Source organism: Pseudomonas gingeri, from assembly GCF_013385635.1.
GTDB classification, from domain to species: Bacteria; Pseudomonadota; Gammaproteobacteria; order Pseudomonadales; family Pseudomonadaceae; genus Aquipseudomonas; species Aquipseudomonas gingeri_A.
Window position 1 is genome coordinate 107532 of the sequence record NZ_JACAPR010000012.1, and the last position, 22122, is coordinate 129653.

General features: G+C 62.6%; 17 protein-coding genes and 2 tRNA genes. 12 read left to right on the top strand and 7 right to left on the bottom strand.

Translation table 11 applies throughout. From position 1 onward, the window contains the following. Positions 1-127 precede the first annotated feature (127 nt). The 5 genes from HX851_RS39235 to HX851_RS39255 all read left to right on the top strand — a co-directional run bounded on the left by HX851_RS39235 (position 128) and on the right by HX851_RS39255 (position 6034). Positions 128-204 (top strand) — tRNA-Met (locus HX851_RS39235). A gap of 209 nt (positions 205-413) precedes the next feature. Continuing rightward, positions 414-490: transfer RNA gene (locus tag HX851_RS39240), tRNA-Met, on the top strand. 280 nt (positions 491-770) lie between these two features. Beyond that, a complete protein-coding gene (gene mprF / locus HX851_RS39245) occupies positions 771-3413 on the top strand; it encodes a bifunctional lysylphosphatidylglycerol flippase/synthetase MprF (protein ID WP_177057707.1) in 2643 nt (880 codons plus the stop codon). Continuing rightward, positions 3413-4693: a virulence factor family protein gene (locus HX851_RS39250; protein WP_177065278.1), complete on the top strand. Its 1281-nt coding sequence runs from the start codon at positions 3413-3415 to the stop codon at positions 4691-4693. Before mprF ends, HX851_RS39250 begins: the two co-directional genes overlap by 1 nt. Before the next feature lie 118 nt (positions 4694-4811). Next, positions 4812-6034, top strand: a protein-coding gene (locus HX851_RS39255; RefSeq protein WP_177065277.1) for an IS3 family transposase whose coding sequence is annotated in 2 segments (ribosomal slippage) — positions 4812-5163 and positions 5163-6034 — 1224 coding nt in all. Because the reading frame shifts where the segments join, the coding sequence is not laid out codon by codon here. A 45-nt stretch (positions 6035-6079) separates the two neighbouring features. Here HX851_RS39255 and HX851_RS39260 read toward each other — a convergent pair. Next, positions 6080-7978, bottom strand: coding sequence for a potassium transporter Kup (locus HX851_RS39260; protein WP_177057709.1), 1899 nt, complete (start codon positions 7976-7978; stop codon positions 6080-6082). A gap of 362 nt (positions 7979-8340) precedes the next feature. On the opposite strand from HX851_RS39260, the gene rimO reads away from it, so the two are divergent. From rimO to HX851_RS39285, 5 genes are all read left to right on the top strand, one after another. After that, positions 8341-9678 (top strand): 30S ribosomal protein S12 methylthiotransferase RimO, encoded by a 1338-nt coding sequence (rimO, locus tag HX851_RS39265; protein WP_177057710.1) that lies wholly within the window; start codon positions 8341-8343, stop codon positions 9676-9678. A gap of 106 nt (positions 9679-9784) precedes the next feature. After that, the gene (locus tag HX851_RS39270) at positions 9785-10234 is read left to right on the top strand and encodes a GNAT family N-acetyltransferase (RefSeq protein WP_177057711.1); all 450 of its coding nucleotides are present in this window, start codon (positions 9785-9787) and stop codon (positions 10232-10234) included. Positions 10235-10381: 147 nt separating this feature from the next. Further along, on the top strand, positions 10382-11092 hold the full coding sequence (locus HX851_RS39275; RefSeq protein WP_177057712.1) for an rRNA pseudouridine synthase: 711 nt from the start codon (positions 10382-10384) through the stop codon (positions 11090-11092). Positions 11093-11151: 59 nt separating this feature from the next. Continuing rightward, positions 11152-11613 carry a YehS family protein gene (locus HX851_RS39280; protein WP_177057713.1) on the top strand — a complete coding sequence of 154 codons (462 nt, stop codon included), beginning with the start codon at positions 11152-11154 and terminating at the stop codon, positions 11611-11613. Between the two features lie 129 nt (positions 11614-11742). Further along, positions 11743-12513: an SDR family oxidoreductase gene (locus HX851_RS39285; protein WP_177057714.1), complete on the top strand. Its 771-nt coding sequence runs from the start codon at positions 11743-11745 to the stop codon at positions 12511-12513. A 311-nt stretch (positions 12514-12824) separates the two neighbouring features. Here the strand turns inward: HX851_RS39285 and HX851_RS39290 are convergent, their stop codons facing one another. Continuing rightward, positions 12825-13922: a PLP-dependent cysteine synthase family protein gene (locus tag HX851_RS39290; RefSeq protein WP_177057876.1), complete on the bottom strand. Its 1098-nt coding sequence runs from the start codon at positions 13920-13922 to the stop codon at positions 12825-12827. Positions 13923-14224: 302 nt separating this feature from the next. Here HX851_RS39290 and nhaA point away from each other — a divergent pair, with 302 nt between their 5' ends. Further along, positions 14225-15400: a Na+/H+ antiporter NhaA gene (nhaA, locus tag HX851_RS39295; protein WP_177065276.1), complete on the top strand. Its 1176-nt coding sequence runs from the start codon at positions 14225-14227 to the stop codon at positions 15398-15400. A gap of 143 nt (positions 15401-15543) precedes the next feature. Here nhaA and HX851_RS39300 read toward each other — a convergent pair whose 3' ends face one another. Next, on the bottom strand, positions 15544-16008 hold the full coding sequence (locus HX851_RS39300) for an outer membrane lipoprotein (protein ID WP_177057716.1): 465 nt from the start codon (positions 16006-16008) through the stop codon (positions 15544-15546). 173 nt (positions 16009-16181) lie between these two features. Between HX851_RS39300 and HX851_RS39305 the strand changes: the two genes are divergently transcribed. Continuing rightward, positions 16182-16460, top strand: a complete 279-nt coding sequence (locus HX851_RS39305) for a hypothetical protein (protein WP_177057717.1) — start codon at positions 16182-16184, stop codon at positions 16458-16460. Here the strand turns inward: HX851_RS39305 and pdxH are convergent. The 4 genes from pdxH to HX851_RS39325 form a co-directional block, all read right to left on the bottom strand. Beyond that, positions 16412-17059 carry a pyridoxamine 5'-phosphate oxidase gene (gene pdxH, locus HX851_RS39310; protein ID WP_177065275.1) on the bottom strand — a complete coding sequence of 216 codons (648 nt, stop codon included), beginning with the start codon at positions 17057-17059 and terminating at the stop codon, positions 16412-16414. The two genes, HX851_RS39305 and pdxH, sit on opposite strands and share 49 nt — an antisense overlap. A gap of 38 nt (positions 17060-17097) precedes the next feature. Further along, positions 17098-18282 carry an OmpA family protein gene (locus tag HX851_RS39315; RefSeq protein ID WP_177065274.1) on the bottom strand — a complete coding sequence of 395 codons (1185 nt, stop codon included), beginning with the start codon at positions 18280-18282 and terminating at the stop codon, positions 17098-17100. Positions 18283-18392: 110 nt separating this feature from the next. Further along, positions 18393-19538, bottom strand: a complete 1146-nt coding sequence (locus HX851_RS39320; protein WP_177057720.1) for a serine hydrolase domain-containing protein — start codon at positions 19536-19538, stop codon at positions 18393-18395. A 150-nt stretch (positions 19539-19688) separates the two neighbouring features. Continuing rightward, a complete protein-coding gene (locus tag HX851_RS39325) occupies positions 19689-22052 on the bottom strand; it encodes a beta-galactosidase (RefSeq protein WP_177065339.1) in 2364 nt (787 codons plus the stop codon). Positions 22053-22122: the final 70 nt, after the last annotated feature.

Consider the following 22122-nt stretch of genomic DNA (forward strand, 5'->3'; position numbering starts at 1 on the left):
TGCCAGGCATGGCCCCAAGCCCCCTCAAACACCCTGTTCGAAGGGCTAAGCAATTGAACAATAAAGAGGTTTTCCGAAATTATGGTTTGACAGATCAACGTTTCTCTGTAGAATGCCGACACACAGACGCGGGATGGAGCAGTCTGGTAGCTCGTCGGGCTCATAACCCGAAGGTCGTCGGTTCAAATCCGGCTCCCGCAACCAAACATCAGAAAAGGCTACTCGAAAGAGTGGCTTTTTTTGTGTCCGCTTGTTTCTTCTCTACCCCTCGTCACCCGATCAGAAAAAAACCTTGATTGTCTGACACTTATCCAATCCAAACGGAAGACTTGGGTGTTTTTGCATTATTTTGACCCTCTGGATCATTAACGGTTGACACTCCGGCGTTGGACTGTAGAATGCCGCCACACAGACGCGGGATGGAGCAGTCTGGTAGCTCGTCGGGCTCATAACCCGAAGGTCGTCGGTTCAAATCCGGCTCCCGCAACCAAACATCAGAAAAGGCTGCTCGAAAGAGTGGCCTTTTTTGTATCCGCCGAAAAAGCAGTTCAGCACATGGCGCTGGAGCAGAACGAACCCTCGACGGAAACCGGAGTCAATGCCTGCACAGGCTATGCTGAATTCGCAACAAACTTCCTCTACAACAGCCCCGGGGCGTGGGTCGCCGCAAGACGGCGAGACGCGTTAATATTTGTAATTATTTTGTCCATAGGGATTGGTAACTTGGCTGGATACCCCCATCCTGTCGCGCACAATCCTAGAGGTGATTGATGCGCGCCAACTCGTCTGAACCACAAGAGACCGTCACAGCGACACAGCCGATTGCAGCCGCCCGTTTGCGCTGGCTGGATCTGTTGAGCAAGTACCGTCAATCCGTTGGACTGGCCGTCACCCTGTTGTTGTTCGCCATTGCCTTGATCGCCTGTCGCCATCTGTTGATCGAACTCGACCTGGATGCGCTGCACGATTCGATTCTCAGCGTGCCCAAGCCGGCCCTGGGGGGGGCCATCGCGGCAACCGCCATCGGCTTTATCATCCTGCTGGGCTATGAGTGGTCCGCCAGTCGTTATGCCGACGTCCACCTGCCGGCCAAGACCCTGGCCCTGGGTGGTTTTACCGCCTTCGCCATCGGCAATGCCATCGGCCTGTCGCTGCTCTCCGGCGGCTCGGTACGCTATCGCCTCTACGCCCGCAACGGCCTGGGGGCCGCCGAAGTCGCGCGCATGACGCTGTTCGCCAGCCTGTCGCTGGGTTGCGCGCTGCCGCCGCTCGCGGCACTGGCTACCTTGAGCAACCTGCCGGCCGCTTCCGAAGCCTTGCACCTGCCCGCCTATCTGCTGGGCGCGATTGCCGTGGCGATCCTCGCCCTGTTCGCCCTGCTGGCCGTGGGTATCTATCGTCGTCGCCTGCCGGAACAACCCATCCCGAACAACCTGCTGGTCAAGGTCGGCCGCCGCACCCTGCGCCTGCCCAGCGCGCGCCTGACCCTGCTGCAACTCGTCATCACCGCCCTGGACGTGGCTGCCGCCGCGACAGTGCTGTACCTGCTGCTGCCGGAAGCACCGCCGTTCGGTGCATTCCTGCTGGTGTACCTGCTGGCCCTGGCCGCAGGCGTACTCAGCCATGTGCCCGGTGGCGTCGGGGTGTTCGAAGCGATCCTGCTGGCCGCCTTCGCCAATCAACTGGGCGCTGCCCCGCTCGCAGCGGCACTGCTGCTGTATCGCCTGATCTATGTACTGTTGCCGTTGCTGCTGGCCTGCCTGACACTGCTGAGCACCGAGGCCCAGCGCCTGATCGCCTCGCGCCAGAGCATGCGCGTGGCATCCGGCCTGGCCGCGCCGATCCTCGCGGTGCTGGTATTCCTTTCCGGCGTGGCCCTGCTGTTCTCCGGTGCCACCCCGGAAATCGACACCCGCCTGGAAGGCATCGACTTCCTCGTGCCGGATCGCCTGATCGACGCCTCGCACTTCGGTGCCAGCCTGGTGGGCGTGTTGTGCCTGCTGTTGGCGCAGGGCCTGCGCCGACGCCTCTCGGCGGCCTGGATGCTGACCATGATCCTGCTGCTGGTGGGCGCCCTGCTCTCGCTGCTCAAGGGCTTCGACTGGGAAGAAGCCAGCATGCTGACGGCCACGGCCTGTCTGCTGGGGGTTTTCCGGCGCTCCTTCTACCGCCCGAGCCGCCTGACCGAGCTGCCGTTCTCGCCGCTCTACCTGGTGGCCAGCCTGTGCGTACTGGGGGCTTCGGTGTGGCTGCTGCTGTTCGCCTACCAGGACGTGCCCTACAGCCATGAACTCTGGTGGCAGTTCGCACTGGACGGCGACGCCCCGCGCGGATTGCGCTCGTTGCTGGGCGCCGCGGTACTGCTGGTGGTGGTCTCGCTGACCTGGCTGCTACGCACCGAACGCCCGGTGATCCATCAGCCCAATGCCGAAGAACTGCAGCGTGCCCACAAGATCCTGATGGCTTCCGACCAGCCCGACGGCGGCCTGGCCCTGACCGGCGACAAGGCCTTCCTGTTCCATCCGACCGACACCGCCTTCCTCATGTACGCCCGTCGCGGCCGCAGCCTGGTCGCGCTATACGATCCGATCGGTCCGGCACGCCAACGCGCCGAACTGATCTGGCAATTCCGCGACCTCTGCGATACCCACCACGCGCGCCCGGTGTTCTATCAGGTCCGTGCCGAGAACCTGCCGTACTACATGGATATCGGCCTGACCGCCATCAAGCTCGGCGAGGAAGCGCGGGTCGACCTGCACCGCTTTGACCTTGAATCCAAGGGCAAGGAGATGAAGGACCTGCGCTACACCTGGAACCGTGGCAGTCGCGACGGCCTGTCCCTGGAAATCTACGAGCCGGGGCAAGCGCCCCTGGACGAGCTCAAGGTGATCTCCGATGCCTGGCTGACCGGCAAGAACGTCCGCGAGAAAGGCTTCTCCCTGGGTCGTTTCAGCCCGGAATACATCAACCATTTCCGCGTGGCGATCATTCATTTCGAAGGTCGCCCGGTGGCGTTCGCCAACCTGCTCGAGACCCACAGCCATGAACTGGCCAGCCTCGACCTGATGCGCTCGCACCCCGACGCACCGAAACTGACCATGGAGTTCCTGATGGTCGGCCTGATTCAACATTATAAAAATCATGGATATGCACGCTTCAGCCTCGGCATGGTGCCGCTCTCCGGCCTGCAACCCCGGCGCGGCGCTCCCCTGACCCAGCGTCTGGGCTCGATGGTGTTTCAGCGCGGCGAGCAGCTCTACAACTTCCAGGGACTGCGCCGCTTCAAAGACAAGTTCCAGCCTGACTGGGAACCTCGTTACATGGCCGTGCCAGCCGGACTCGATCCGCTGGTCGCTCTGGCTGATACTGCCGCCCTGATCGCGGGTGGCTTGACTGGATTGGTGAAACGCTGATGATTCGACGCTCCTGGCGGGTTTTACTGGTAATAGTGTTAGTCCTGGCCGCGCTCGCGGGCGCCGGCTACTGGTTCTGGAACCGTCCTGCGCCGGAACCCACCCTGGAACACCTGAGCCAGGCCGATGGCTCGACCCTGACCCGCCTGATTCCCGGCACCAAGCCCAAGGCCCAGGTCATCGTCGCCACCCTCGCCGAAGACGCCCTGAGCGACAAGCAGTTGGCCGCACTGAGCCGTGGCGGCGCGGCGCAGATCGTCCAGGTGATCCTGCCCAAGGACGACTGCGAGCTGCAGCAACAGGCCCTGGACAACGCCCGGCAACAATTGAGCGGCCCGGCGACGCTGGTCAGCGGTATCGGCCCGGGCGCTTCCCTGGCCTGGAACTGGCTGGCGACGCAGACCGATGACAAAGCCCAGGCCATCTCGGTCGGCTTTGCCCTCGAACAGCCGGGTTGCACCACGCCGGTTCCCAAGTCGGCGGCCCACGGCCACTGGCTGGTGGCCTGGAACGACGGTCCGGATGATCCGAGCGCGGCCTTCGTGCGCGACCAGGCCAACGCCGAGACCAGCATCAGCGACTACGATATCCACCTGCCACAGGTGCTGAACAACGAACTGCGCAAGATGCTGGTGGGCAACGAGAACGGCGGCCTGGCGATTCCCGTGGTCGAAGTCCCGGCCGGCCAGACCACCGACACCGTGACCCTGTTCCTCTCCGGCGACGGCGGCTGGCGCGACCTCGACCGCGATGCCGCCGGCGAAATGGCGAAGATGGGTTATCCGGTCGTCGGCATCGACACCCTGCGCTACTACTGGCAGCACAAGAGCCCGGAACAGACCGCCGTCGACCTGACCGAACTGATGCAGCACTACCGTCAGAAGTGGGGCATCAAGCGCTTTATCCTGATCGGCTACAGCTTCGGCGCCGATGTGCTGCCGGCGATCTACAACAAACTGCCGGAGGCCGAGCAGCAGCGTGTCGACGCGATCATCCTGCTGGCCTTTGCCCGCAGCGGCAGCTTCGAGATTCATGTCGATGGCTGGCTGGGCAAGGCCGGCATGGAACTGGATACCGGCCCCGACATGGCCCAGTTGCCGCCCGCCAAGGTGCTGTGCATCTATGGCAAGGAAGAAGTCGACGAAAGCGGCTGCACCACCAAGACCGCCGTCGGTGAGGCCCTGGAGCTACCAGGCGGTCACCACTTCGACGAAAACTACCCGGCGCTGGCCAAACGCCTGATCGATGCGATCAACAAGCGCCAGGCCAAGAGCGAATAAGCCAAGGCGACTCCGACAAAAAAGCCCCCGCTGCCGCAAGGCAACGGGGGCTTTTTTCTGCTCGGTGTCCCGTCCTGAATAAGGTTTACGCCTTCTGACCTATCTTCAGGAGGAGTCAATGGATTCGGGCAAAAGGCGGAGCCAGCGTGACTACATGCTAGCCTTTAAATTATCGGTCGTAGACCAGGTCGAAAAGGGCGAGTTGAGTTATAAAGAGGCTCAACGGCGCTATGGCATTCAGGGCCGGTCCACGGTACTGGTCTGGCTACGCAAGCACGGCCGGCAGGACTGGAGTCAAGGCGCCTCAATTCGAGAGCCGAGGAGCAGGTCCATGACCGAGCCAACCCTCCCGCTGACCCCCGAGCAGCGGATCAAAGAGCTCGAAGAACAGCTGGCGCTAAGCAATCAGAAAGCGCAATTCTTCGAAGCCGTCGCGAATGTTCTGAAGAATGACTACGGTGTTTCCGTCGTAAAAAAGCGACCCGGCAAGTCCTCTCGCAAGGGCAAATCCAAGGCCTGAGCATCACGAGGGCTTGCCTGTTTATGAGCATTTCGCGCCAAGCGTATTACCAACGCAATCGGGCTTTTGACGAGAGGGCTCGTCAAGATCAAGAAGTCATGGACTTTGTTCTTGAAAAGCGCCGCCGCCAGCCCCGGATAGGTACGCGCAAGCTGCATTACCTGATGAACGTCGAAGTTGGCGCATCAGTGCGGGTCGGCAGAGACCGCCTGTTTAGCATCCTGCGCAACGCTCGAGAACTGGTTGTGCGCAAACGGGCTTACCACAAAACGACGGATAGCCATCACCGTTTTCGCCGCCATCCTAACCTGCTCAAAGCAGGTCAGGAGCAGATCGTGGCCAATAGGCCAGAGCAGGTCTGGGTTGCAGACATAACCTACCTGCCGACACAGGAAAGCGTGGCTTATGTGAGCCTGGTGACAGACGCCTACTCGCGCAAGATCGTAGGCCATCATGTGCATGAGAGCTTGCATACCGAGTCGGTGATCAAGGCGATGGAAAAGGCCGTTGGTGAACGCCGAAGCACGCTGCCACTGATCCATCACTCAGACCGTGGAGCCCAATACTGCTCTGAGCTTTATCAACGCTTGCACGCTAGTCATGGCGTCAGGTGCTCAATGACCGACGGCTATGACTGCTACCAGAATGCTCTGGCGGAGAGGATAAACGGCATTTTGAAGACCGAGTTCCTACTGTATCGCCCTAAAAATCTGGCGGACGCAGTGAAAATGGTGGATGAGTCGGTGCTGATCTACAACGGGGAACGGCCACATCTGTCCCTGAAATACAAAACGCCCGATGCGGTGCATCGGGCGTTTTGAGACTGAAACAGGTGTAAACCTATTTCAGGACTAGACACGGTGAGATTACATCTCGACCTGGGTACCCAACTCGATCACCCGGTTCACCGGCAGCTTGAAGAAGCGCAGGTTGCCGTTGGCGTTCTTCAACATGAAGGCGAACAGCGACTCCCGCCAGCGCGCCATGCCGACGATCTTCGACGCGATCACGGTTTCACGGCTGAGGAAGTAGGTAGTACGCATCGGACTGAAATCCAGTTCATCGAGGTGGCACAGCTTCAGCGCCTCCGGCACGTCCGGCTCGTCGGTGAAACCGAAGTGCAGGATCACCCGGAAGAAGCCTTCGCCGTAGGAATCGACCTCAAACCGTCGCTGACTCGGCACCCGCGGAATGTCTTCGTAGACCACCGTCAGCAGCACCACCTGTTCATGCAGCACCTGGTTGTGCAGCAGGTTGTGCAACAAGGCGTGAGGCACCGCGTCCGCACGGGCGGTGAGGAACACCGCCGTGCCCTGTACGCGATGCGGCGGCTGCACACGGATACTGCCGATAAAGATCGGCAGCGGCAGGCCACCCTCGTCCAGGCGATCCACCAGCAGCTCCTTGCCGCGCTTCCAGGTGGTCATGAGGATAAACAGGACAATCCCCGCCAGTACCGGGAAAGCACCGCCCTGGACGATCTTCGGCACGTTGGCGGCGAAGAACAGCCCGTCCACCAGCAGGAAACCGACCAGGATCGGCACCGTGAGAATCGGCGACCACTTCCACAGCAGCAACATCACCGCCGACACCAGGATGCTGGTGATCAACATGGTCCCGGTCACCGCCACCCCGTAGGCCGAGGCCAGGGCGTTGGACGACTCGAAGCCGAGCACCAGCAGGATCACGCCGACCATCAGGGTCCAGTTCACCGCACCGATGTAGATCTGCCCCTGTTCGGCACTGGAGGTGTGCTGGATATACATGCGCGGGATATAGCCGAGCTGGATCGCCTGGCGGGTCAGGGAGAAGGCCCCGGAAATCACCGCCTGCGAAGCGATCACCGTCGCCAGGGTCGACAGCCCCACCAGCGGGACCAGTGCCCAGGACGGCGCCAGCAGGTAGAACGGGTTGCGCGCCGCTTCCGGGTTCTCCAGCAACAGGGCACCCTGGCCGAAGTAGTTCAGCACCAGTGCCGGCAGCACCAGCGCGAACCAGGCACGGGCGATCGGCTTGCGACCGAAGTGGCCCATGTCGGCATACAGCGCCTCGGCACCGGTCAATGCCAGTACCACCGCGCCGAGAATTGCCACGCCCATGCCGGGGTGGACGATAAAGAACCGCACGCCCCACATCGGGTTCAATGCGCTGAGCACTTCCGGATGCTGGAGAATGCCGTGCACGCCAAGGACCCCGAGGACCAGGAACCAGGCGACCATCACCGGCCCGAACAACTTGCCGATGCTGGCCGTACCGTGCTTCTGGATCAGGAACAGCCCCACCAGCACCACCAGCGACAGCGGCACGACCCAGCGCTCCAGGCCGTCAAAAGCCAGCTCCAGGCCCTCCACCGCCGACAATACCGAGATCGCCGGGGTGATCATGCTGTCACCGTAGAACAGCGCCGCGCCGATCAACCCGAGGATCACCAGCACCGCGCGCAGCCGCGGATACGGCGATGCCGCCCGCCGTGCCAGCGCGGTCAGGGCCATGATCCCGCCTTCGCCCTGGTTGTCCGCCCGCAGGATGAACAACACGTACTTGATCGAAACCACCCAGATCAACGACCAGAAAATCAGTGCGAGAATCCCGAATACCCCATCGTGGTTGACCTGGACCCCATACCCACCGGAGAACACCTCTTTGAGGGTGTACAACGGGCTGGTGCCGATATCGCCGTACACCACCCCCACCGCTGCAACCAGCATGCCCAGCGGCTTTGCCGCCGAGTGCCCGGCTTGCGCCTGACTCACTGCCTGACCCATCAATTACTCCCCTACTACAACTTGGACCGGGCTTCTTCGAAGAAGCGCTACTCTTTTTTTGGTGCGGCTTTTCAGGTGCAGCGTTTATCAGTACAGCTGCTCCAGCGCAGCATGCGCTGATTTTCTTACAGTTGCCGACGATTAATCTTTTGTCGGCAATTTGAAACAAAAAATGACACCTAGCCGCGACGCGGCGAAGCATAGCGCAGCACTCGTCGCATTTCCCTCCATAAAGCTGGTCAAGTGCGTCGCCCATCGCTAGAATTGCGCACTTTTTGATCAGAGGCGCATCAAGCGCCCGTCCGTCGTGAGTGGTTTTACCCAAACCGCCAAACGCAGCGATCCCTATACCGAGGTTAGACATGTCCACCCCCACCGCGCCGGCCAACCCGAAGGTCGGTTTCGTATCCCTGGGTTGCCCCAAGGCCCTGGTCGACTCCGAGCGCATCCTCACGCAACTGCGCATGGAAGGCTATGACGTCGTCTCCACTTACCAGGACGCCGATGTCGTGGTGGTCAACACCTGCGGTTTCATCGACAGCGCCAAGGCCGAATCCCTGGAAGTGATCGGTGAAGCGATCAAGGAAAACGGCAAGGTCATCGTCACCGGTTGCATGGGTGTGGAAGAAGGCAATATCCGCAACGTGCACCCGAGCGTGCTGTCCGTGACCGGACCGCAGCAGTACGAGCAGGTGGTCAACGCGGTGCACGAAGTGGTGCCGCCGCGCAAAGACCACAACCCGCTGATCGACCTGGTGCCACCGCAAGGCATCAAGCTGACCCCGCGCCACTACGCCTACCTGAAGATCTCCGAAGGCTGCAACCACAGCTGCAGCTTCTGCATCATCCCGTCGATGCGTGGCAAGCTGGTCAGCCGCCCGGTCGGCGACGTGCTCGACGAAGCCCAGCGCCTGGTCAAGTCCGGCGTCAAGGAACTGCTGGTGATCTCCCAGGACACCAGCGCCTACGGCGTGGACGTCAAGTACCGCACCGGCTTCTGGAACGGCGCACCGGTCAAGACGCGCATGACCGAGCTGTGCGCAGCCCTCAGCAGCCTGGGCGTCTGGGTCCGCCTGCACTACGTGTATCCGTACCCGCACGTCGACGAGTTGATCCCGCTGATGGCCGCCGGCAAGATCCTGCCGTACCTGGACATCCCGTTCCAGCACGCCAGCCCGAAAGTGCTCAAGGCAATGAAACGCCCGGCCTTCGAAGACAAGACCCTGGCGCGGATCAAGAACTGGCGCGAAATCTGTCCTGAGCTGATCATCCGCTCGACCTTTATCGTCGGCTTCCCGGGCGAAACCGAAGAAGACTTCCAGTACCTGCTCGACTGGCTGACCGAAGCCCAGCTAGACCGCGTCGGCTGCTTCCAGTACTCACCGGTCGAAGGCGCGCCGGCCAATGACCTGGACCTCGAAGTGGTACCGGATGACGTCAAGCAGGACCGCTGGGAGCGCTTCATGGCGCACCAGCAGGCCATCAGCTCGGCGCGCCTGCAACTGCGCATCGGCAAGGAAATCGAAGTGCTGATCGACGAAGTCGACGAGAACGGTGCTGTCGGCCGCTGCTTCTTCGATGCCCCGGAAATCGACGGCAACGTCTTTATCGACGGTGCAGGCGATCTCAAGCCGGGCGACAAGGTCTGGTGCCGGGTGACCGACGCCGATGAGTACGACCTCTGGGCAGAAACCCTGTAAGTCGTAAAAAAATCGAAAAGCCCCGCTCTTTCCACGAGATGCGGGGCTTTTTTACGGCTATTGTTTGCCTCAATAACCAGGCCTGCGCCAGACAAGGAACGGCGACATGCACCAGCACCCGGTCATCCATACCCCGAAACCTGGCGACTACCCCGAGCTGACCGCGGTCTGGGAAGCGTCCGTTCGCGCCACCCATGATTTCCTCCCGGACAGCTACATCGAACTGCTGAAGAACCTGGTGCTGACCCGCTACCTGGACGCCGTCATGCTGATCTGTACCCGCGACGCCCGCCAGCGCATCACCGGCTTTGCCGGCGTGGCCGCGGGCAAGGTCGAGATGCTGTTCATCGCCCCACAGAACCGCGGCCAGGGCCTGGGCAAGCGGTTGCTGTGGTACGCGATCGAACACCTCAATGCCGACGAACTGGACGTCAACGAGCAGAACCCGCAGGCCATCGGCTTCTATTTCAGGCAGGGCTTCGAAGTGATCGGCCGCTCGGAACAGGACGGCATGGGGCAACCGTATCCGCTGCTGCATCTGCGCCTGAAACGCTGAGGTTTGCATCGTTCTTCCGGGCGCCATCGCCGGCAAGCCGGCTCCTACGGGGTTTTGTGCCCTACCGACGCAGTGCGACAAATGTTGCCGGGCTTAACCGGCGCCAGGCGGGTACAATGGCTGCCCTCCTTTCCTACGGCCGCTGTCATGTCTGAACCCATTCGCCTTTCCAAACGCCTTATCGAGCTGGTCGGCTGCTCCCGTCGGGAGGCCGAGCTGTTTATCGAAGGCGGCTGGGTCACGGTCGACGGCGAAGTCATCGACGAGCCGCAGTTCAAGGTCGACGGGCAGAAGGTCGAGCTGGACCCCGAAGCCAAGGCCACCGCGCCGGAGCCGGTGACGCTGTTGCTGCACCAGCCGGCCGGCATGAGCGCGGACGGCGCCCTGCAACTGCTCGACGCCGCCAACCTGTCCGAGGAGCACCGCTACGGCAAGCGCCCGCTCAAGGGGCACTTCCTGCGCCTGACCGCCGCCGCCGACCTGCAGGCCAAGGCCAGCGGCCTGGTGGTATTCACCCAGGACTGGAAGATCCTGCGCAAGCTGACCGCCGATGCCGCCAAGATCGAGCAGGAGTATGTGGTCGAAGTCGCCGGCGATATGGTCGCCCACGGCCTCAACCGGCTGAACCACGGCCTGACCTACAAGGGCAAGGAACTGCCGGCGGTCAAGGCCAGCTGGCAGAACGAAAACCGCCTGCGCTTCGCCCTGAAAAACCCGCAGCCGGGTGTGATCGCGCTGTTCTGCGAAGCCGTCGGGCTCAAGGTCGTGGCTATCCGCCGCATCCGTATCGGCGGCGTCTCCATCGGCAAGGTACCGGTGGGCCAATGGCGCTACCTGTCGGCCAAGGAAAAGTTCTAACCCCCCATTATTCCAACGCCGCGCCAGATGCGCGGCGTTTATCACCCAGGACTGCCCACATGATTCATAACGATGTACTGCGCAGCGTGCGCTACATGCTCGATATCAGCGACGCCAAGGTCGTCGAGATCATCAAGCTGACCGGTTTCGAAGTTGCCAAGGCGGATATCGTCACCTACCTGAAAAAGGACGAGGAAGAAGGTTTCGTGCACTGCCCAGACGATGTCATGGCGCACTTCCTCGACGGCCTGGTGATCTTCAAGCGTGGCAAGGATGACAGCCGTCCACCGCTGCCGGTGGAATTGCCGGTGACCAACAACATCATCCTGAAGAAACTGCGGGTCGCCTTCGAACTGAAGGAAGACGACATGCACGCGATCCTCAAGGCCGCCGAGTTCCCGGTGTCCAAGCCGGAACTGAGCGCGCTGTTCCGCAAGTTCGGCCATACCAACTACCGTCCCTGTGGCGACCAGTTGCTGCGCAACTTCCTCAAGGGCCTGACCCTGCGCGTGCGCGGCTGACAGCACTGCCTGCGGCGGCCATACGGCCCCGCGGGCAGGCATGATGGTTCATTCCCCCGCAAAATAGTGGCTCCGTTTTCGGCACCTGACGACTAGGGTATCGGCACCCTTTCGTGTTCAGGACTCGCCATGCATCCCTACTTCTCCCTGCAAGGCCGCACCGCCCTGGTGACCGGCGGTACCCGTGGTATCGGCAAGATGATCGCCAGGGCCTATGTCGAGGCCGGCGCCACGGTCTATGTCTGTGCCCGCGATGCCGAGGTCTGCCGGCAGACCGCCGAGGAGCTCGGCGCGCTGGGAACCTGTCATGCCCTGGCCGCCAACCTCGCCACCGAAGACGGCGTGCTGGAACTGGCCACGCGCCTGGGGGGATTGATCGACCGCCTGGATATCCTGGTCAATAACGCCGGCACCACCTGGGGCGCGCCACTGGAGAGCTATCCGGTGAAGGGCTGGGAAAAGGTGATGCAACTGAACGTGACATCGGTGTTCAATTGCATCCAGCAGTTCCTGCCCTTGCTGCGCCAGGCCGGCTCGGCGCAGAACCCGGCGCGCATCATCAATATCGGCTCGGTGGCGGGGATCTCCTCCTTCGGCGAACAGGCCTATGCCTACGGGCCGAGCAAGGCCGCCCTGCACCAGCTGTCGCGGATCCTGGCCCGCGAACTGGTGGGCCAGCACATCAACGTCAACGTGATCGCGCCGGGGCGTTTCCCGAGCAAGATGACCCAGCATATCGGCAACGACGAACAGGCACTGGCCGACGATACTGCGCTGATCCCGATGAAACGCTGGGGCCGCGAGGAGGAAATGGCGGCGCTGGCCATCAGCCTGGCAAGTACCGCCGGTGCCTACATGACCGGGAACATCATCCCGCTGGACGGTGGTTTCAGCCTGTAGATGCCTTGGTCAGCAGCCCCATGCAGCGCCTGTGCCGCCCTCTTCGCGGGCAAGCCCGCTCCCACAGGGGCGGCGTCTCGAGCACTTGTGGGCATGCCTACTCCCACAGGGGCAGGGGTCTCGGACACTTGTGGGCATACCCACTCCCACAGGGGCGGCGTCTCGAGCACTTGTGGGCATGCCTACTCCCACAGGGGCAGGGGTCTCGGACACTTGTGGGCATGCCCACTCCCACATTGGCAGGGCCTCGAACACTTGTGGGAGCGGGCTTGCCCGCGAAGGGGCCATCAGGTCAGGCCCTCAGTTCCCGATCAGATCCCGGCCCGCAGCACATCCTCGGGCAACGCCTCGCCGCGCTCGACACTGGCGGCGACGCGCTCGATCAGCACGTCCAGGCGATAGCCCTGGGCCTTCAGCCAGGCTTCGTCGTAATAGGTGGTGGCATAACGTTCGCCACCATCACAGAGGATCGCCACGATCGAGCCGCTCTCCCCCGCCTCGACCATCTGCCGTGCCGCCACCAGCGCGCCGATCAGGTTGGTCCCGCTGGACCCGCCGACCCGCCGGCCCAGGCGGCGTGCCAGGTAATGCATGGCCGCCAGGGACAAGGCATCCGGCACCTTGACCATGGCATCGATGACCTTGGGCAGGAACGATGCCTCGACCCGCGGCCGGCCGATTCCTTCGATACGTGAACCGCACTCCAGGCGCAGGCCGGCGTCGCCCGTCTGGTAATACTCGAAGAACACCGAACGCTCGGCATCGGCGCACAGCACCCGCGTGCAATGCTGGCGGTAGCGCACATAACGCCCCAGGGTTGCGGTGGTGCCGCCGGTGCCGGGGCTGGAAATCAGCCAGCTCGGCTCCGGGTGCCGCTCGAACCGCAACTGCTGGAAAATCGACTCGGCGATATTGTTGTTCGCCCGCCAGTCGGTGGCCCGTTCGGCGTAGGTGAACTGGTCCATGAAGTGCCCGCCGCTTTCCCGTGCCAGGCGCTCGGACTCGGCATAGATCTGCGTCGGATCCTGCACCAGATGGCTCTGGCCGCCGTAGAAGGCGATCTGCGCGATCTTTTCCTGGGACGTGGTCGCTGGCATCACGGCAATGAACGGCAGGCCCAGCAAACGCGCAAAGTAGGCCTCGGAAATCGCCGTCGAACCGCTGGATGCCTCGATCACCGGCGCCCCCGGTTTCAACCAGCCATTACACAGGGCATAGAGGAACAGCGAGCGCGCCAGGCGATGCTTGAGGCTGCCGGTGGGGTGGCTGGATTCATCCTTGAAATACAGCTCGATGCCCGGCAGGCCCGGCAGCGGCAAGGGAATCAGGTGGGTGTCGGCACTGCGCTGGAAGTCGGCCTCGATGATCCGGATCGCTTCCCGGGCCCACTGTCGATTGTCGCTCATGATCGGTTACTCGTTGGAACGGGCACGCTCGAAGGCGCTGACGAACTGCTGCGCCACTGGCTCTGGGCCAAACCGCTGAAGGAAAAAGGCGGACAGCTCCGCCAGGACTCAACACCAACTATAGGAAGTTTCCTACAGTCCGCACAGATACAGTGAAGACGCATTTGGACACACAACTGCTAGGCTCCTTTCCATTGGCATCTCTATTTTCCGCTTATAACAAAAAAGAATATAACTTTTGTTTTAACAACTAACAGTACGGGTTAGGGTGTCCCACCTTTTGACTTTATCAATGGAGAGCGACCTTGCCTCTGCGTAGCACTTTCACACGTTTCTTTCAGTTGGAAGCTGCCAGCGGTCTGTTATTGATTGCCGCTGCAGCCCTGGCCCTGATCATCAACAACTCACCGCTGTCGTACTTGTACAACGGCCTGCTGGACGTACCGGTGGTGGCCCAGGTCGGCGCCTTGAAAATCGCCAAGCCGCTGCTGCTGTGGATCAACGACGGCCTGATGGCCATGTTCTTCCTGCTGATCGGCCTGGAGGTCAAGCGCGAGGTGCTCGAAGGCCATCTGTCCAAGCCTTCGCAGATCGTCCTGCCGGGAGCCGCGGCGATCGGCGGCATGGTGGTGCCGGCGCTGATCTACTGGTTCCTGAACAAGGACAACCCGGCAGCGCTGGGTGGCTGGGCGATCCCCATGGCCACCGATATCGCCTTCGCCCTCGGCGTACTGGCCCTGCTGGGCAAACGCGTGCCCGTATCGCTGAAGCTGTTCCTGATGACCCTGGCGATCATCGACGACCTCGGCGCGATCATCGTCATCGCGGTGTTCTACTCCAGCGAACTGTCGACCCTGTCGCTGCTGCTGGCCGGCGCCTGCCTGGTGGCCCTGATCGCGATGAATCGCCTCGGCGTGGTCAAGCTCGGGCCCTACATGATCATCGGCCTGATCCTCTGGATCTGTGTACTCAAGAGTGGCGTGCACGCGACGCTGGCCGGCGTCACCCTGGCCTTCTGCATCCCCTTGCGCACGAAGAACTCCGAGACATCGCCACTGCTCAGCCTGGAACATGCGCTGCATCCCTGGGTAGCCTTCGGCATCCTGCCGCTGTTCGCCTTTGCCAATGCCGGTGTGTCGCTGACGGGGGTCAACCTCGAGAGCTTCACCCATCATGTCCCGCTGGGCATCGCCGCCGGCCTGCTGATCGGCAAGACCGTCGGGGTATTCGGCCTGACCTGGCTGGCGGTCAAGGCCGGCATGGCCGCATTGCCCCACGGGGCCAACTGGGGCCAGGTACTCGGCGTGGCGATCCTCTGCGGCATCGGCTTCACCATGAGCCTGTTCGTCGGCTCCCTGGCCTTTGTGCCAGGGAGCAGCGAGTACGTCGGCATGGACCGCATGGGCATCCTCACCGGTTCGATCCTGGCTGCGTTGATCGGTTACGCGGTGACGGCAATGGCCAGTCGCAAGACTCAGTGATCGCATGAAGCGGACGCGGAGCCTCCCAGGCGGCATTCCCACGCAGAGCGTGGGAACGATCGAAAGGCCCGGCAGTAACCCCATAAAGAAAAACCCCGGCCAGTTCCCTGGCCGGGGTTTTTCTTTACAGGCTGATCGTCGGATCAGTGGGAAACACGGCTGGTACCACCCACGGTGGAAATACGTACGCGCTCGCCAACCCGGAAGATTTCGTTCGGCGCCACTTCCTGTACATAGGCACGCAGGCTGCCGTCGTCTTCACGCACGGTGATTTCCACGCCCTGGGTCTTGGTCAGGCCTTTCTCGGCCATGTTACCGAGCACGCCGCCGGCTACCGCACCGATCACCGCGGTGACGATACTGCCACGGCCGCCGCCGATGGCGCTGCCGCCGACACCACCCACGATAGCACCGGCACCGGCACCGATCGGCGAGTTGCTGCCTTCGATCTGTACCGGACGCAGGGACTCGATGGTGCCCAGGCGGATGGTCTGCACACGACGGGCTTCATCGCGGGAATAGGTGTCGCCGGTCAGGCTGTTGGTGCAGCCACCGAGCAGCATGGCCATGGTGGAGAAGGAAGCAATCAACAAAACAGACTTACGCATAAGGGCAACTCCAAAAGGACATGACTCAATTAAACTCCGCGGCTTGATCTCTGTCACGGCAGCCGGCGGATAAAATGGTTTTCATTCAGCACCGGTACAGCCGGCGCACAACAAGACTGAGAACAGGGTAGCGTGCTTTCAACTCGCCCGCCCCGCCTGCCACAAGGACTGTCATGGATTACTTCATCATTGTCATCACGACCGCCGCCGGCTTGTATTTCCACGGCTGGCTGTACGTGAGAATCAGACGCTGGATGGACCGCGACCTCGCATTGTCGCTAGCGGGAGACAGCGAAGCACGGCAAAAGTTCATGCTGCAGCGTCTCGACGACGCCAGAAAACAGAAGGTGAAACGCCGGGATCTGCAGCGTTGGCTGGAGGCCGCCGCTGCAGAATGCCCCGATCAGGGTGCGAGTCGCGAACGACTCCAGCCGTCGTTGACGAAACGATAGTCGAGGCGATCATGCAGGCGGCTGGCGCGACCTTGCCAGAACTCGATGCGCTCCGGCAGCAGGCGATAGCCACCCCAATGCTCCGGGCAATCCGGCTGGGTATCGCTGAACCGGGCCTGAGTGACCCTGAGCAGCTCCTCCAGTTCGGCCCGGTCGGCGATCACCCGACTCTGCGGTGACGCCCATGCACCCAGGCGGCTGCCCATCGGGCGGACCTGGAAATAGGCATCCGACTCCTGCGGCGAGACCTTGACCACCCGCCCCTCGATCCGTACCTGGCGTTCCAGGCTCGGCCAGAAGAAGGTCATGGCGGCGAACGGCCGTACCGCCAGTTGCCGGCCCTTGTCGCTTTCGTAGTTGGTGAAGAAGGTAAAGCCCTGCTCATCCAGGCCCTTCAACAACAGGATGCGGCAATGGGGACGACCGTCTGCATCGACGGTCGCCAGCGTCATGGCGTTGGCTTCCACCGGTGGCTGCTCGGTCTTCACCGCATCGGCAAACCACTGGTGGAACAGCGCGAACGGCTCGGCCGGGGCCTGGGCCTCGGTGAGGCCGTCGCGGGTGTAGTCGCGGCGCATATCGGCCAGGGACTGGGTCATGGCGTTTTCCCTTCTAATCCCGAATCAATAATCGCGAATCAGTTCTTGGCCGCGCTATCAGCCGCCGGATCTTTCTTCGCAACCGCCGGCTTGGCGGGTGCAGCTTTTTTGACCGGGGCTTTCTTCGCCGGGGCCTTGGCCGCCGCTTTCTTGGCCGGGGCCTTGGCCTTGGAGGTTGCCGCCGCTTTCTTCGCAACCGGTGCCGGAGCCACTGCAGGCTTGACGTCCTGTGCCGCCACCAGGGTCGCTGGAGCCAACGCCGAAGGCGGAATGCTGTACTTGCTGAGCAATGCCACCATGGTGTTCTGCGGGGTCAGGAGGATTTCCACGCGACGGTTCAGGGCGCGGCCCTCGTTGCTGTCATTCGCCGCACGTGGCATCACCGAGCCCATGCCACGCAGGATCAGGCGATCGCGCTGCAGGCCGCTGAGGCGGAAAATCGCCGCCACCGACTGGGCGCGCTGCTGGCTCAGGGCCTGGGCAGCATCGGCGCCGGTGCTGTTGTCGCCGTGGCCGAGGACCAGTACCGCGGTTTTCGGATCGCCTTCAACGGTCTTGGCAATGCGCGAGAACGGCCCGAGGGTCACTGGCAGCAGCATTTCCGGGCGTTTCGGGTTGTAGGAGCCATCCACCGGGGCAATGATCACCAGGACATTTTCGCGACGTTCCAGCTTCAGCGAGGAATCCTGGATCGCCGTGCGCAGGCGCGGCTCATAGTCGTCGAGCCAGGCCTGGGTGATTTTCGGATCGGGCATCGGCACGGCCTTGACCGGCGCCTGGGTAGTTTCCTTGGCCTTGTCCGAACTGCCGAACGGCCACCACCAGTGGGTCGCCGGATCAGCCTGGGGAGCAGGGTTGGTCGCCGCCGCTACCGCGGTCGCCAGGGGGACGGGCTTGTCCTGGGGCTTGGCGGCTGCGGCCGAATCCTTTGTCGCGTCCTTCTTGTCGGAAGAACCGAACGGCCACCAGCTGCTGCCGCTGCTCGCTTCAGCCGCCGGGGCTGGAGCCGCTGCCACAACAGGTGCCGCAGCCGGCGCGGCGGCCTTGGCCGTCGGTGCCGGAGCAGCCGCAGGAGCCGTGGAGGCCTGCGCCGCGTCCTTCCCGGCGACCTTGTCGGACGAACCGAACGACCACCAGTGGCCGCCATCTGCATTCTGTGGAGTTTGTGCGCAACCGGTAACGGTCAGGCAAATGGCCAGGGCGAGGGACTTATTCGATGACATTGGAAATCCACAAAATGAGATAGAGGTACAAGGGCCAGAAGGCCGCATAAACAGGTGCTTTGAAAGCAAAAAAGCCACAGGGTTCCGGCCTGCGACCTGCTGCCGGCATTCTACAGACAGCCGGCAAGAATCCGTACAAGCTTCTGCGCCCGTGGGTCCATGAGAACGTAGGGCCCAAGAGTATTTGTCACGAAACCGAAAGCGACATCATGCTCTGGATCAGCAAAGCCGATCGAGCCCCCTGCCCCCGGATGCCCGAAAGCCCTGGAACCGAGGCCGAACGTGGCATTGGCGACGTCCGGCTGATCAAGCATGCAACCCAGGCCGAAACGGGTCTGGGTCAGCAGGGTCTTGTCCATGCCCAGGCTGTGCTCCCGGGTCAACTCGTCGAGCATTTCACCTTCCAGCAGGCTACCGTCCAGCAGGCCGCTGTAGAAACCCGCGAGGCTGCGTGCGTTGCCATGGCCATTGGCCGCCGGCTGTTGCATGCGCCGCCATTCCGGCTTGTTGGTACTGGTCATGATAGACGGCGGGTTGGTGAATGCACGGGTGGTCATCGCCGTGGGCTCGCGCATGGTCACCTGCAGCAGGCGCTGGGCCGCGGCGTCACCGACATTGCCCTTGCCACGGGCAATGTGCGCTACCCGATGGAACTCCTCGTCCGCCAGGCCGACATGGAAGTCCAGTCCCAGCGGCCGGGCAATCCGCGCGGCGATGGATTCACCCGGCCCACGACCATCGGCCCGACGCAACAACTCGCCCACCAGCCAACCGTAGGTGATCGCGGCGTAGCCGTGACCGTCGCCGGGCGTCCACCAGGGCGCTTCGGCGGCCAGGGCGTCGACCATCACCTGCCAGTCATAGAGCGCTTCGGGAGCCAGCAACTCGCGCAATGCCGGCAACCCGGCCTGATGGCAGAGCAGTTGGCGCAAGGTGATGTTTTCCTTGCCGGCAGCAGCGAACTCGGGCCAGTAGCGCGCCACCGGAACGTCCAGTTGCAACTTGCCCTCAGCCACCAGTTGCAGCGCGGCGACGGCGGTAAAAGTCTTGGTGCAGGAGAACAGGTTGGCGATGGTATCGCTGTGCCAGGCCTCGGCGCCGTCCTTGTCGGCGGTGCCGGCCCAGAGATCGACCACGGTTTCCCCGCCGACCTGGATGCACAGCGCTGCACCGCGCTCCTGGGGATCGTCGAAGAGAGCCGCGAACGCCTCGCGCACCGCCTCGAATTGAAGCTCGTAATGACCCTGAATCTGCACCCTTGAATTCCCCCGGGGCTAACGCCTGACAAAGTGGGATGCATTGTTCCAGCGATTGCCCGGTTTGGGAACAGACACAGGTCGGACGATTCGCACCTTCGCCCTGTAGGAAAAAGCTCCGGCAAGGCTATCCAGATGCAGTGAATTCGATCAGTGGCCGTTGCCTGAGTGCCCGCCGGCATGGCCCGCGCCCGTCCCACCGGCGCTGCCCGAGCGGCCCTTGCCGCCATCACCGTCGTGATCGATACCCTTCGCTGCTTTTTGCTGGGCATCGACCTTGGCTTTCTCGGCGGCCTTGGCCAGCAATTCGAGGGCCTGCAGGTTGCTCTTGCGCACGCTCTCGACAAACCCCTGGAACGGCACGTCGGTGATGCCGACCAGGCCGAAATGGCCGTTTTCACCGTCCAGCAGACGACCGGTAACGGGTTGGTCGAGGTACTGGAACCAGTGCACGCCGACGACCGACGGTTCACTGACCGCCTGCTTGAGGAAGTTGGCGTAGGCCGGGCCACGGTCTTCTTCCTTCGACAACTCGGTCACGCCACCCCAGAACGGGCCACGGTCGCGCGAACCGAAGTTGAACTCGGTGATCAGCACCGGCTTGTCCAGCGCGTCCAGCTGGCTGAAGTCGTAACCGTCCTGGGGCTGCTGGGTGTAGAAGTTGAAGCTCAGCACATCGCAATACTGCGCACAGGACGCCACCGCCTCAGGTGTGCTGACGGCAAACCGGCCACCCAGCAGCAGGTGATTCGGCGCATGCCATTTCAACGAGTCGGAAATGGTCTTGAAGTAGGTGTCGGCGAAGACTTTCTGGAAGTACTTGAGGTCAGCCTCGATTTCCGGGTGCTGCGGATTCGGCAATGGCGCTTCGAAACCCGGGTCCTCCATCTGCTCCCAGGTCGGGATATCCACGCCCCAGGCTTTCGACAGGCCCTGCTGATTGCGGTACTTGTCGCGCAGTTGCTTGAGAAACGCGCGCTTGGCCGGGACGTCGGTGGTCATGCGCAAGGTGCCGTAGGCCAGCGCATAACGGGATTTCGGGTCATCGCCGGGACCGGCCCAGGCCAGCTCGTTGTCGGCGAAATAGCCTACCAGCCACGGATCGTCGCGGTGATCGCGGGCGGCGATGGCGACCGCACGCTCGGTGGCCATGGCAAAGCGCGGATCAAACGGATCGGGCATGCCGCCCCACCAGTCGCTACCGGTGCTGATGCTGGCGTAATCGCCGACGATCGACAGCGGCAAGGTGTACGGCACGCGATCGTTCAGGCCCACCGCCGGATCGCTCCAGTTGCCGAGGGTGTTGAAACCCCAGGCTTGCAAGCGGTCAAGGGTATGGGCCTGCCAGCGCTTGGTGTCAAAGCCCCCGGCACACGGCACCTTCGGCTCGCCTTCCTTGGGTTGTGCACAGGGCTGGCCATAGGTGCGCTGCAGGTTGGCACCATAGAAGTCGAACCATTTGCCATGGTTGAACCCGCGCCCGGCGTTGGAAGCCAGGGCGACACTGTTATCGCCCTTGCCGTAATAGCCGGCGAGCGGTTCGCCGTCCTTGGGCAAGTCGCCGAACATCCATTCGCGGCCTTCGACATAGGTCTGCTGGTCGCCGGCGCTCACGGTATTCACCCCGAGCGAATAGAACGGGTGGCCTTCCGGCGTCACCAGGTACCAGCGGCCATCATGCTTTTCAGTACGGAAGAAGCCCGTGGCTTCGAAGCTCGGGCCCTTGGTCCAGCCGCCAAACTTGTCCAGGCCACTGCGCTCGCGCTCGGCCAGCCAGCCCTTCAACTGTTGCGACTCCCGGGTCGAGGCAGCCTTGAGCTGGTCGTCGGAACTGATCTTTTCCGGCCAACGGGCGCGACTGGACTGGCCGTAGCCGTCCACCAGCGAGCTGTAGGCGGCCTTGATCACATCGTCGCCATTCTGCACGCCAAAACGCTCCAGGAGGATGTTCTGCGCGACTTTCGGCTTGTCCATCGACAGGGTCACCGACACAACTTGCGTGCGATCCAGTTCACCGGCACTGCTCGCCAGCAGGACCCGCTGGCCCTCCACGGTCAGCGGCATCGGCGGGCCGGCGCGCATGCCCTGGCTCAGGGGCGAGAAGGCCTGCAACGGTACCAGCAGGGTCTGCGCCGGGCCGGCCGGCAGGTCGACACGACTGGTGAGGGTCTTGCCGTCATTGCTCTGGATGGTCACGTTGAGCGTAAGTGCCCAATCCATCGCGCTCTGGATCCGCAGGCTCATCACCCCCGACTGCGACCAGTCCCAGGCACCGCTCTGCGGCGTCAGGCGCAGGCTCGGCTGGGCGGTCGGGGTGAAGGTGACACGCCGCAGCACTTCACCTTCAGCGGTCTGTTCGGCATTGGATTGCGGCAGGTCGGTGCCGTTGGTCACCACCTGCACCACATCGGCCGGACGAACGAAATTGAACAGCATCTGCTGCCCGGCGGGCGCGGCCAACAACGGCGCGGCGAACAACAAAGCAAAAACGGCAGGCAGCGTGCGGCGAATCATATGAATCATTTTCTCCCTAACGGCCGGTCAAGGGCCTGCGTGACGCGGGTAACGCGCCACCCATAGACAA